This is a genomic window from Kitasatospora sp. NBC_01250 (assembly GCF_036226465.1).
In the GTDB taxonomy this organism is placed as follows: domain Bacteria; phylum Actinomycetota; class Actinomycetes; order Streptomycetales; family Streptomycetaceae; genus Kitasatospora.
This window is the reverse complement of sequence record NZ_CP108476.1, coordinates 1,111,384-1,123,800: the sequence shown is the minus strand read 5'-3', so window position 1 is coordinate 1,123,800 and position 12,417 is coordinate 1,111,384. Positions and strand designations below refer to the sequence as shown.

The following is a 12,417-nucleotide window of genomic DNA, read 5'->3' as shown; positions in this document are numbered from 1 at the left end:
CCATCATGACCGTCAGTGGACCAAATGCGGACACGAACTTGGTCAAGCCGGCGCGGGGGACGGTGCCGTCGCCGTTGCGGGTGAGCACGATGCATGAGTTGGAGTACGGGACGGTGGTGTTGCGGTTTGGGCGGGATCTGCCGTCGGGGACGTCGAAGGTGTATTGCAAGGGGATCACGTTGACGGTGCCGACCGGGGTGTCGGGTGCGGATCTGACCCGCGAGCCGTCATTGATCACGACGGCGGTGAGCATCGTGGAGGGGGAGGCGCAGGGGACGGAGTGGTGGGTCGATCGGGACACGACGGATCCGAACAAGGCGGTGTTCTCGTTCGTGCCGGACACGACAGCGGTCTTTGACGGGACGTGGGCGGTCAGCCTCACGTTGTCGGGGATCGAGGTGAATCCGTCGATCGGGACGGTGACCCTGGCTGTCGAGGAGACGACGTCCACGACGGGTGCGGAGGACAGTTACCAGAAGCGGAACGGGGAGGTGGAGGTGAAGAAGGGGAACGACGAGTTCTTTTTCCGCAGCCTGCACCCTCGTTCGGTCGTCATCAATCGCGGCAGCACGGTGGACCTGCTGTGGGAGGCGCCGGCCGACAACCGGATCACGTACACGATGTACTACCGGAAGGCGGACGGGACCGAGACGAGTGACAACGTCCAGGCCAACTTCGCGAACCGGGTCTGGAAGTCGCCGGTGCTGGACGACAACGCCAACTTCACGCTGAAGGCGACCCTGGACGGGCAGGACTACTTCCTGACCACCTCGCTGACTGTCAACAACCCCAACGTCGTGGTCAACACGCTGAACGCCAACAGCAACGTCACGGTGGCGGCTGCAGGGACGCTCACCACGCACGGTCCTGTCCAGGCCAACAATGACGTCACCATCAAGTCGGACAAGGCGCTCAAGGTCACCTTGGTGGATCCGGTGGTCGCCAACGGCACAGTCACCGTTCGGGGAAACCTGACGGTTTCCGCCGACAAGAAGCTGACCGCAGGCCCGCTGAGCGCGGGTGCCGTGACGACAGGTGCCGTGACTGCCGGCGGCCTGGTGACGGCGAACGGCGGTCTCACGGTGAAGTCCGACAAGACGCTGTCCGCCGGTGAGGTGACGATCGCGAACGGAAAGGTCCTGAGCGTCAGCAAGATCAAGTCCCCGGTGAACAGTGCGATCGAGCTTCAGAACAGCATCAACCAGACGGCGGGTGGCATCACCACTGGAAGCCTCACCGTCAATGTGAACGGAACCCTCACCGTCAATGGCACGCTCGCGGCCAAGGGAGCGACCGACCTGCTCGGCGCCCCGCAGAGCTGGTCGCTGACGTGGAACAGCTCCAAGACTTTCACTGCTCCGACCTCGGGTCTCGCGATCGCGCTTGTCCACAGTGATGGTGGCAACCGCAATCCGATGGTGACGATCACCTCCGAGGGAAGGACCACGCGGGCATCCGCCCTGAAGTTCAACTCCCCGCCGCGCGACGGGCGCGAGACGACCATGCTCGGTATCCGGAAGGGCAAGTCGTGCACTGTCTGGTTCGGCGACTCCGGCGGGGACAGCGGAAGCGACTACAAGTCAGCGTGGTTGATCTGGATCCCGTTCGGAGCAGGCAGCATCTCCCTGTGACCGCTACGCCCCTCCCCGCTTCGGAAGGACAGCCATGACAGCCAACACGCCCACGGCGGACACGAACCTGGTCAAGCCGGCGCGGGGGACGGTGCCGTCGCCGTTGCGGGTGAGCACGATGCATGAGTTGGAGTACGGGACGGTGGTGTTGCGCTTCGGGCGGGATCTGCCGTCGGGGACGTCGAAGGTGTATTGCAAGGGGATCACGTTGACGGTGCCGACCGGGGTGTCGGGTGCGGATCTGACCCGCGAGCCGTCGCTGATCACGACGGCGGTGAGCATCGTGGAGGGGGAGGCGCAGGGGACGGAGTGGTGGGTCGATCGGGACACGACGGATCCGAACAAGGCGGTGTTCTCGTTCGTGCCGGACACGACGGCGGTCTTCGACGGGACGTGGGCGGTGAGTTTCACGTTGTCGGGGATCGAGGTGAATCCGTCGATCGGGACGGTGGATCTGAAGGTCGAGGAGACGACGTCCACGACGGGTGCGGACGGTAGTTACCAGAAGCGCACCGGTCAGGTGGAGGTGAAGAAGGGGAACGATGAGTTCTTCTTCCGCAGCCTGCGTCCTCGGACGACCGTCATCGGGAGGGGCGTGACCGTCGACCTGTTGTGGGATGCGCCGGCCGACACCCGGATCCAGTACACGATGTACTACCGGGGCGCCAATGGGCAGGAGACGTACGACAACAACCAGGCCAAGTTCGCGAACCGGAAGTGGACGTCGCCGGTGCTGAACGACAACGCCAACTTCACGCTCAAGGCGACGCTTGACGGGCAGGACTACTACCTGACCACCTACCTGACGGTCAACGATCCCAACATCGTGGTCAATTCACTGAGTGCCAGTGGGAACGTGACGGTGGACCCCGGGGCCAACGGGTACATCTGGCTGAAGACGGGCCGGTTCGACACCACGGCGGAGGCCACCGTCAACCTCTACGGTGTCCTCAACGCCAACGGCAATGTCACGGTGGCGGCGAACAAGACGCTCACGGCGAACGGCCCGGTCCAGGCGAACGGCAATGTCACGATCAAGGCGGACAAGACCCTCAGTGCTGGGGACGTCACGATCGACAAGGACAGGACCCTCAGCGCTGGGGACGTCACGATCGACAAGGACAGGACCCTCAAGGTCACTTGGGTGGATCCGACGGTCGCCAACGGCACGATCAATGTGCGCGGAAGCCTCACCGTTGCGACCGGCAAGACCCTCACCACGAATGGGCCGATCCAGGCGAACAGCAACGTCACTGTGGATCCTGGGGCCACTGGGTACATCTGGCTGAAGACGGGCCGGTTCGACACCGCGGCGGAGGCCACCGTCAATCTCCACGGTGCCCTCAATTCTCATGGCCACTTGACCATGGCCGCGGGAAAGAACATCACCATCCCCCTGGGCGGCGGCCAACTCGCGGTGGCCGACGCGTTCGTCGCCAAGTCCCACCATCCGAACTGGACATACCCCAAGGTCGAGATCGGCCCGGCGGCGAATGTTCCCACCGAAGGGAACATCGTCGTCGGTGGGAAGAGGGTTCTGCGGGACGGCGACAGTGTCACTCTCAAAGCGGGGTGGGCACAGAACGGCTACCTCTGGGACAACGACGGCAGCTCGACCAAGGACCAGGGCAATGTCGTGCGCAAGATCAACGACGCCCCCGTCAACAACCTGCGGTCCAGGTGGACACTGGGATACCGGTCATCGAACAATCCCACCGTCGTTGATCCCGACGGAGATGCCGATGCCCAGGAGTGAATGCAACCTGACCATCCACAAGCGTTGATCAGTGCGATCGTGCCACTGCTTCGGAAGGGACACTCGTGAACGCCGCTGCATCGCCTGCGGAGACGAATCTGCTCAAGCCCGCTCGCGGCACCGTCCCCAGCCCGTTGCGGGTGAGCACGATGGACGAGTTGGAGTACGGGACGGTGGTGCTGCGCTTCGGGCGGGACCTGCCGGCCGGAACGTCGAAGGTGTACTGCCGGGGGATCACGCTGAAGGTGCCGACCGGGGTCTCGGGGGCCGATCTGACGGTCGAACCGTCGTTGATCGCAACCGCTGTGAGCAAGGTGCACGGCGAGGCGCAGGGGACGGAGTGGTGGGTCGACGCGGATACGACGGATCCGAATGAGGCGGTGTTCTCGTTCGTGCCGGACACGACGGCGGTGTTCGACGGGACGTGGGCGGTGAGTTTCACGTTGTCGGGGATCGAGGTGAACCCGTCGATCGGGACGGTGGACCTCGACATCGAGGAGACGACCTCCACGACGGGGGCGGACGACAGTTACCAGAAGCGCACCGGGCAGGTGAAGGTCAAGAAGGGGAACGACGAGTTCTTCTTCCGCAGCCTGCATCCCCGGTCGGTGGTCATCAACCGGGGCCTGGCCGTGGACCTGTTGTGGGACGCGCCCTCCGACAACCGCATCGTGTACACGATGTACTACCGGAAGGCGGACGGGACCGAGACGAGCGACAGCAACCAGGCCAACTTCGCGAACCGGAAGTGGACGACGCCGCAACTGGACGACAACGCCAACTTCACGCTCAAGGCGACCCTCGACGGGCAGGACTACTTCCTGACCGCCTCGCTGACCGTCAACACCCCCAACGTCGTGGTCAACACGCTGACCGCCAACAGCGCTCTGACCGCCAAGAGCACCCTGACCGCGGAGAGCACGCTCACCGCAACCGGGCTGCTGTCGGCGAATGGTGGGGTGACGGTGCCGTCGGGGAAGTCGGTGACGGCCAATGGTGGTGTGTCGGCGACGACGGTGACGGCGTCGGGGTTGGTGTCGGCGAATGGTGGGGTGACGGTGCCGTCGGGGAAGTCGGTGACGGCGAACGGTGGTGTGTCGGCGACGACGGTGACGGCGTCGGGGTTGGTGTCGGCGAATGGTGGGGTGACGGTGCCGTCGGGGAAGTCGGTGACGGCGAACGGTGGTGTGTCGGCGACGACGGTGACGGCGTCCGGGTTGGTGACGGCGAACGGCGGCTTGACGGTGAAGTCGGACCAGACACTGTCCGCCGGTGACGTCACGCTCGCGAGCGGAAAGGTCCTGAGCGTCACCAAGATCAAGTCCACCGTCAACAGTGCGATCGAGCTGCTGAACAGCATCAACCAGACCGCGGGCGGCCTCACGACTGCCGGCGCGGTCACCGCAACGGGTGCCATCAAGAGCGGCAACCGGGCGGTGATCCTCGCCGGCGACAGCGTTTCGCTCGAATCGCTCTACTTCACGGGGAAGTTCCTCAACGGCTCAGGGAAGCAGAGCCACTCCGACAACTCCAACGTCAGTGGCCCCGCGGCCTTCTACCGGAGCTACGACGGCGCTTCCAAGTTCAAGATCGCCCACCGCTAGCCCGACCTGGACCGGGTCGGCCCAGGTCGGCCCAGGCCTGCCCGAGCCCGTACTACGGGATCAGCACCGCCCGGTACTTGGCCTTGTTCATGTTCTGGAAGGTGTTCTCCGCCGTCTCCAGCGGATGCGTCTCCACCATGGGTCGCACGCCCTTGAGGGCGGCGAAGGCCATCGCCTCCTCGCTGTCCTTGGCGTGACCGCTGTACCAGCCGGTCACGCCGCGGCGGCCGAAGACGAGCAGGTCGGGGTTGACCGCGATCGGCGCGCGGTCGCTGGCGAGGACGATCAGACGGCCGTTGGGGGCCAGGCCCTGGATCAGGTCGGCCTGGGCGGGGCTGCTCCCGACCGTCGAGATGACGGCAACCGCGCCGCCGAGCTTGGCCAGCGCCTCGCCGGTGCTGCCCTCCTCGCTGTCGAGGTACTCGTCGGCACCCAGGCGGCGGGAGATCTCCTCCTTGCCCCGGCCGCGGTTGATCGCCACCGTGCGGAAGCCCATCTTGTCGGCGAACTGCACCGCCAGGTGGCCCAGGCCCCCGATGCCCTGGATCGCGACGGTGTCGCCCGGGCGGGCGCCGCTGTTGCGCAGCGAGTTGAAGGTGGTGATGCCCGCGCACATCAGCGGCCCGGCCTCCTCGAAGGAGAGCACCTCGGGGATCCGCGCGAGGGCGTCCTGCGGCGCGACCATGTACTCGGCGTAGCCGCCGTCGTAGGTCACGCCGACGATCCGACCCGCCGCGCAGTTGGCGAAGTCGCCCCGGCGGCACGGGTCGCAGGTGAAGCAACTGCCGCCGTGCCAGCCGACGCCGGCCCGGTCGCCGGGCTGCCAGGCGGTGACCCCGGCACCGACCGCGTCGACCTCGCCGGCGATCTCGTGTCCGGGCACCCGGGGCAGCCGCACGCCGAGCAGGCCGAGCCGCGCGATGTTCTCACCGCCGCAGACCCCGCAGGCGCGCACCCGCAGGCGGACCTGGCCGGGGCCCGGCTCGGGGACCGGGAGTTCGACGAGCGTGAACGGCTTTCCTGCCTCGATGACCTGCACGGCCTTCATGGTGGACAGGCTCATGACTGCTCTCCCTCGGGTGGCGACGGCGGCGCGGACTCAGGCGGCGTGATCATAGCCGCTGGGGTTGCCGAGCTGCGGGATTTCGCGTGCCGACGAGGAGATATGACGGACCGTCATGCAGGTGGATCGCCCAGCACGCCCGGATCGGGCCGCAGCGCGAGCAGGCCGTCGGCCAGACCGACCACGAGGTTGCCCGCGGCGGTGGTGAGGGCGTGAGCGGGGGAGTAGACGGGGATCTCGGCGAGGCAGACCGGGGCGAGCGGGTCCCAGAGGCGCACGGTCCGGTCGATGCTCGCACTGGCGAGCAGCAGGCGGTCGCCGAGCCGGACGGGATGCACGGCCGTGACGGGGGCGCTGTGGCCGTGCAGGGTGTGCAGCTCGTCGCCGCGCAGCGGGTCCCAGAGGCGGACGGTGTGATCGGCGGACCCGCTGGCGAGGAGGGGCGGGCCATCGCCGGGCAGCAGGCAGAGTGCCTGGACCGGGCCGGCGTGACCGGTGAGCGGGTCCAGCGGAGCGACGTCGTCCAGCCGCCACCGCAGGATCGTGCCGTTCTCCGTGCCGGCGGCGAGCAGCAACTGGTCCGGGAGGTCCACCGTACACAGGGCCAGGACGGCGGTCGGCTGCTGCTTGAGCTGGTGCAGCGTCCTGCTGTTCTGCGGATCCCAGATCCGCACGGTGCCGTCGAGGTGGCCGGTGGCGAGTCTCCGGCGGATCGGGTGGATGCTCCGGATCGGGTCCATCACGCCCATCAGCAGGCGCTCGCGGCCCGACATCGGATGCCAGAGCCAGGCGCCGCGGTCCTTGCGCCCGGAACCGGCCAGGACCGGGCGGGTGTCGACCCGGCTCTGACAGAGCATCAGCAGATTGGGCGGACCGGCGTGCGGGACCTGCACCGGCTCGCCGTCGGAGGCCGAGAGGTACCGGACCTCCTGGTCGCCTCCGGCAGAGACCAGAACGGTCCTGCCGCGGATCTCGACGCCGGCCAGGGCTGCCGCCTGGACGGGCTGTTCAAGGCGGTTCCCGGAGCGCCTTCGGACGTCGGGGTGCCAGATCCGCACCGTGCGGTCCGCGCCGCCGCTGACCACCATCGCCCGGCCGTTGACCCGGACGGTGCAGACGCTCTTCACCGCGGAGAGGTGGCCGTGCAGAGCGCCGATCGGCTCGCCGCCGTCCGCCTGCCAGAACACCAGGTTGCCACGCGCGGTGCCGGCGACGACGACCGCGTTGAACGCCGGAACCGGAACGGCACAGAGCGCCGTGAGCCCGCCGGTCGCACCGACCAGGGTCCGCAGGATCGCTCCCGTGCGGTGGTCCCAGATCCTCACCGCCGTGTCCCGGCCGCCGGCGATGAGTCCCCTGTCGTGGGCGGGCACGTCACACATGACGTCCGTGGACCTGCGCCCGGTGACGAAGTGCCGGACCGAGCCTGTGCCGGCCTGCCAGACCCCCGCCGCCCGGTCCTCGGTGCGTGTCACCAGGACCTCGTCCGCCGCCGCCCCGTAGACCTCGCCCAGCGGCACCAGCGGCCCGACGTACCCCTCCAGCAGTTCGACCTGGTGCCCCGTCACCGGGTCCCAGAGCCGCACTGTCCGGTCCTCGCCCGCGCTGGCCAGCAGCTCGCGCCCGTCCGCCCGCACGGCGCACAGGTGGCGGACCTCGCCGGTGTGCCCGTGCAGCGCGTGCAGGCGGTGGCCGGTGAGCGGGTCCCAGAGCCGCACCGTGCCGTCCGCGTTGGCGGTGGCGAGCCAGGGGCCGGCGGCGGTCGGCACGGTGCAGAGGGCGTTCATCCGGCTCTCCTGGCCGGGGAGGATGCTGAGCAGTTCGCCGGAGGCGGGGTCCCAGATCCGGACCGCCGACTCGTCCAGGCTGGCCAGCAGTGAGCGGCCCTCGGTGGGGATCTCGCAGACCGCGATGACCTCGCCCTGGTGGCCCTCCAGCACGGCTTCGGCCTGCTGGGTCGTCACCGAGGCCCACTGCGCCGCGTAGGGGACGCCGGCGACCTCACCCGCGTAGTCGCCCCGCGGCAGCCCCTCGCGGACCTCGGTGACGGTGAACATCGCGGCCCGCTCCGCCGGGCCGGCGGCGATGGCGCGCGGCGTGCGGCGCAGCAGGGTGGCCCGGTGGCGGGCGGCCGGCCGGCCGGCGAGGTAGGCCTGTGGGATCAGCCGGGTGAGGTCGACGTGCAGCAGGTAGGCGTCGTCGGTGAGCAGGTCGTCGATGAGGCCGCCGCGCGCGGCGTGGCCCGGTAGCGCGCGGCGCAGGTAGGCCGGTGCCCGGTCCCAGCCGAGCGAGCGGCCCAGGCCCAGCAGGGTGCGGGTGAGGGCGCGCTCGTCGCCCTGGGTGGCGTCCAGGTCGGCGCGGGCGCCGAGCAGCGCGTCGTTCAGGGCTTGGTGGAAGAGCCGGAAGAGGCGGTCGCTGCCGGTGTCGCTGGCCTCCACCAGGAAGTTGGCCGCCGAGGAGCGGGCAAAGGCCCGCAGCGCCTCCTCACCGGGGGCGATGCCGTAGAGCGCGCCGATGGTGGCCTGCCACACCGTCAGCGGCATGCCGGGCGGCTCGGCGTAGGCGAGCGCGGTCAGCGCGTCCCAGGCCGGGCAGCCGGCGACCGGTGGCAGCAGCTTGAGGTACTCGCGCAGCGCCGCGTCCACGGTCGGGGTGAACGCCACCGCGGCGGGGGCCACCGGTTCCCGGTCGGCCATGCCGTGGGTGCGCGCGACCAGGCCGGCGATCAGGAAGTTCTGTTCGGCCAGTGCGGCGATCCGGGCGGCCACCGGGGCGGCCACCCGCTCGTCCTGGTAGGGGTTGCCGGGGCGCTCGTCGCCGACCAGTTGCAGGGTGGCCAGCGCGTAGGCGGCCAGGTCGGCCTCGGCGAAGTAGGCGGCGTCGTCCAGGTCGATCTCGTGCCTGGCCGTCCCGAAGACGGTCAGCAGCCCGCCGCCGTTGTCCCGGCGCCGGCTGCCGAGTACGACCCGCACGCCCAGGTCGGAGCAGGTCTCGACGAGCGGTTGCACGACGGCGGTGATCACCGCGCGGGCTTCCAGCGGGCTCGCGGCCTCGTCCAGGGCGTCGATCACCACGTTGAAGTCGCGGTGCCGACGGCCGCTCAGCGCGTCGCGCAGGGCCGGGGCGAGGTCCTGGGCGACGGCGGGCAGCGCCGCCGAGGCGGCCCGGGCGATCTCCTCGGCCACCGCCAGCGCGGTCTTGCCCTTGGCGTGCACGGCGCAGGCGATCGAACCCAGCGGGGCCCGCACGGCGTCGTCCTGCGGCGGGAGGGCGGCGGCGATGGCGGCGTCCGCGGTGGTGACGATCCGGCCGAGCACGGCCGACTTGCCCACGCCGGGCGAGCCGGTCACCACCAGGGCCTGCCGCTCGGCGCCGCGGTCCAGCCAGCGCACGATCTCGCCCAGCGCGGCGGTGCGCCCGCGGAACCGGAAGCCGCGCTCGGCGTCGGTGCTCACCCCGCGGGCGCGCGGGCGCCAGTGCCGGCGGGCCTCCGGGTCGCTGTCCAGCCGCCACCCCCAGGCGGCCAGCGCGCCCTCGCCGGCGGCCTCCGCCGACCACTCGGTGAGCCGGGCCAGCTTCTGTTCGGGCAGGCAGAGGTCGGCCATCCACAGGGTGATCGCCTGGGCGTCGCCGTGCTCCCCGTTCGCCTGTCCGAGCACCCCCACCACGGCGTCGTACTCAGGTGACCAGAGCGCCGCCCCGCTGAAGCCCGGCCGGACGGGGTACCGGGAGCCGGTGTCCAGGCGCACCCAGCCGAAGCCGAGCGACTCGCCGACGCCGCCGTCGGCCGAGTTGCCGAGCAGGCGGCCGTTCGGGAAGCCGAAGGACCACCAGGTCCTGCCGACCAGGTCGTCGGGGGTCGGCCGGCGCAGCCGGGCCGCGGCGTGCGGGGGAGCGGGTTCGGCGAGCACCAGGACCGCCAGATCGGGCTGGACGGCCTGGAACCGCGCCTCGGGCAGCACGACCTGCTCGACCTGGATCCGCCGGGTCATCAGCTCGGGCAGCTTGGGGAAGGCGACCCAGAGCTCGCCCTCGGGGCGCCCGGCCGGACGGGCGACATGGGCGCAGGTCAGCACCCGGCGCTCGTCGATCAGGAAACCCGAGCCGAGGGCGTCGCCGGCAGCCGAGGCGTGGATCGAGGTCACCCAGCCGTCCGAGGCGGGGCGTCGGACGGCGCGCTGCTCGCCACTCACTCCGCAACCGGCGCAGAGGTCATCTCGGCCCTCCCCCTCCGTCGGCCGTGGGAGGACAGCGTACAACTCGTCAACGGCCCGGGACCCGGCGGCGGACGGTACGCCCGAACCGCACCGGGCAGCCCTAAGGTGGGGCGGGTGAACGTCATTCTCTTCGGGGCGACCGGCATGATCGGTCAGGGTGTGCTGCGCGAGTGCCTGCGGGACGACGCGGTCGAGCGGGTGCTGGTGATCGGCCGCAGCCCGGTGCAGCAGGAGCACCCCAAGCTGGTCGAGGTGCTCCGCTCCGACCCGTCCGACCTGTCCGGGCTGGAGGCCGAACTGGCCGGCTACGACGCCTGCTTCTTCTGCCTGGGGGTCTCCGCGGTCGGGATGCCGGAGGCGGAGTACCGGCGGATCACCCACGACCTGACCCTCGCGGTGGCCCGTACCCTGGCCGCCGCCAATCCCGGGCTGACCTTCGTCTACCTCTCCGGGGAGGGCGCGGACAGCACCGAGCAGGGCCGGGTCATGTGGGCCCGGGTGCGGGGCCGCACGGAGAACGAGCTGCTGCGGCTGCCGTTCCGGGCCTTCGCGTTCCGCCCGGGCGTCGTGCTGCCGCAGCACGGGGTGGTCTCCAAGACCCGCCTCTACCGCGTCGGCTACTCGGTGCTCGGACCGCTCATCCCGCTGCTGCGCAAGGTCGCACCGAACCTCGTCACCACCAGCGAGCAGATGGGCCGCGCGATGATCGCGGTGGCCACGCCCGGCGTCGTCCCGCCCGGGGCCGATGCGACGCGCCGGATCCTGCGCACCAAGGACATCAACCGCCTGACGGAGCATACGGAGCGTACGAACTCCTGATCGCCCAGGGGATCTTTGTGCGTGAAATTCTCTGCCCGAACTGCTTCTCGCCGCGTAGGAATGGCTTCTCGGCCTGACCGGCCGCCCGCGATCACGAGGAGCCAACGCCCATGACCCGCCTCCGCACCACCTGCATGACCCTCGCCGGCGCCGCAGCGATGTTCGCCCTGGCCGCTGCACCCGCCCACGCCGCCCCCGGTGACGTCACCACCGTCTGCGGGAGCGTCCTCACCCCGAGCGGCTACGTCGACGTCAGCTGGGGCTACAGCAGCAGCTGCGGCACGCAGAGCTTCAGCCCGAACATCAAGCAGATCAAGCAGCTCACCGGGCTGCCCGTCGGCACCGTGGTCCAGGCCTGCGGAACCACCTACCCGCCGGCGGGCTGGGTGCAGACCAGCTCGTACTACACCAACAGCTGCGTCGCGTGGTCGAACCCCAGCTTCAACAACAACGCCTGGACACTGAAGCGCGTCTCCTGACCCAGTAGTACCGCGTCGGCGGCCCTACAGCGGCTCGCCGGGCAGCTGGGCGTAGGTCCGGCGCAGCTCGTCGAGCACCGGGTCGTCGGTGGCGAACGCCAGGTCGTCGATCGCGGCGACGGTGCGCACACCGATCGCGGCGTTGGTCGCGAAGGCGGCCCGCATCGCGGGCAGCGCCGCGGCCGTCACCGGGGCGGTCGCGGTGGGCCGGTGGGCGGCCTGGAGCAGCCGCATGGTGACCCCGGGCAGCACCTCGGCCCGCGGCCACACCACCGTGCCCGCCGCGTCCACGAAACCGATGTTCCAGGTGCCGCCCTCGGCGATCCGGCCGTCGGCCGCCACGAACAACGCGTCGTCGAACCCGGCCAGTTGGGCCTGGCGACGGAGCCTGAGCTGGTTGAACAGGCCGACGTGCTTGACCGCCGCCGCCTCCCGGGCCACCGTGAACCGCTTGGCCCGCAGCGGCGGCGGTGGCGCGTCGCCGGCCGCCCTGGTCGTCACCAGGATCGCCGGCTCGGCGCCCGCTCCCGGGTGGGCCAGGTCGAGCGCCGGATCGAAGACCGTCACCCGTACGGTGACCGGTGCACCGTGGGTGCCGTGGGCGCCGTGGGCGCCCACCTCCTGGCGCACGAAGGCGCGCACCCGGTCCGGGTCCAGCGCGGTGCCGAACACCGCCCGGCAGTCGTCGACCAGCCGCGCCAGGTGCAGCGACAGGCCGCGCACCGCGCCGTCGGCCACCCGCATGGTGGTGAAGTGCCCGTAGTTGGTCAGAGCCAGGCTCTGCAGCGCCTCGGGTGACGCCGGTGCTCCGTTGACGGTGGCCATGGGACAAGTCTGGCAGCTCCCGG

The 12,417-nt window shown here is 70.2% G+C and carries 8 protein-coding genes; 5 read left to right on the top strand and 3 right to left on the bottom strand.

The genetic code is table 11. The features are described 5' to 3' along the window. The first annotated feature begins 5 nt into the window (after window positions 1-5). From OG500_RS05040 to OG500_RS05030, 3 genes are all read left to right on the top strand, one after another. Window positions 6-1,631 (top strand): hypothetical protein, encoded by a 1,626-nt coding sequence (locus tag OG500_RS05040; RefSeq protein WP_329577012.1) that lies wholly within the window; start codon window positions 6-8, stop codon window positions 1,629-1,631. A gap of 34 nt (window positions 1,632-1,665) precedes the next feature. Continuing rightward, window positions 1,666-3,387, top strand: coding sequence for a hypothetical protein (locus tag OG500_RS05035; RefSeq protein ID WP_329577009.1), 1,722 nt, complete (start codon window positions 1,666-1,668; stop codon window positions 3,385-3,387). 65 nt (window positions 3,388-3,452) lie between these two features. After that, window positions 3,453-4,991: a hypothetical protein gene (locus OG500_RS05030; RefSeq protein WP_329577006.1), complete on the top strand. Its 1,539-nt coding sequence runs from the start codon at window positions 3,453-3,455 to the stop codon at window positions 4,989-4,991. 52 nt (window positions 4,992-5,043) lie between these two features. Here OG500_RS05030 and OG500_RS05025 read toward each other — a convergent pair whose 3' ends face one another. Both OG500_RS05025 and OG500_RS05020 read right to left on the bottom strand, forming a co-directional pair. Next, entirely contained in the window at window positions 5,044-6,054 is a 1,011-nt protein-coding gene (locus tag OG500_RS05025; RefSeq protein ID WP_329577003.1) for an alcohol dehydrogenase, read from the bottom strand. A 113-nt stretch (window positions 6,055-6,167) separates the two neighbouring features. Beyond that, the gene (locus OG500_RS05020) at window positions 6,168-10,247 is read right to left on the bottom strand and encodes a trypsin-like peptidase domain-containing protein (RefSeq protein ID WP_329577000.1); all 4,080 of its coding nucleotides are present in this window, start codon (window positions 10,245-10,247) and stop codon (window positions 6,168-6,170) included. Between the two features lie 138 nt (window positions 10,248-10,385). Between OG500_RS05020 and OG500_RS05015 the strand changes: the two genes are divergently transcribed. Both OG500_RS05015 and OG500_RS05010 read left to right on the top strand, forming a co-directional pair. Continuing rightward, entirely contained in the window at window positions 10,386-11,090 is a 705-nt protein-coding gene (locus tag OG500_RS05015) for an NAD(P)H-binding protein (RefSeq protein ID WP_327065136.1), read from the top strand. A gap of 110 nt (window positions 11,091-11,200) precedes the next feature. Then, the gene (locus OG500_RS05010; protein WP_327065135.1) at window positions 11,201-11,569 is read left to right on the top strand and encodes a hypothetical protein; all 369 of its coding nucleotides are present in this window, start codon (window positions 11,201-11,203) and stop codon (window positions 11,567-11,569) included. A 24-nt stretch (window positions 11,570-11,593) separates the two neighbouring features. Here OG500_RS05010 and OG500_RS05005 read toward each other — a convergent pair whose 3' ends face one another. Further along, on the bottom strand, window positions 11,594-12,394 hold the full coding sequence (locus OG500_RS05005) for an aminotransferase class IV (RefSeq protein WP_327065134.1): 801 nt from the start codon (window positions 12,392-12,394) through the stop codon (window positions 11,594-11,596). Window positions 12,395-12,417 lie beyond the last annotated feature (23 nt).

What these genes read in the sequence shown, in the direction of transcription:
- OG500_RS05040 (WP_329577012.1), top strand. Translation starts at nt 6, where the DNA reads ATGACCGTCAGTGGACCAAATGCGGACACGAACTTGGTCAAGCCGGCG.
- OG500_RS05035 (WP_329577009.1), top strand. Translation starts at nt 1,666, where the DNA reads ATGACAGCCAACACGCCCACGGCGGACACGAACCTGGTCAAGCCGGCG.
- OG500_RS05025 (WP_329577003.1), bottom strand. Translation starts at nt 6,054, where the DNA reads ATGAGCCTGTCCACCATGAAGGCCGTGCAGGTCATCGAGGCAGGAAAG.
- OG500_RS05010 (WP_327065135.1), top strand. Translation starts at nt 11,201, where the DNA reads ATGACCCGCCTCCGCACCACCTGCATGACCCTCGCCGGCGCCGCAGCG.
- OG500_RS05005 (WP_327065134.1), bottom strand. Translation starts at nt 12,394, where the DNA reads ATGGCCACCGTCAACGGAGCACCGGCGTCACCCGAGGCGCTGCAGAGC.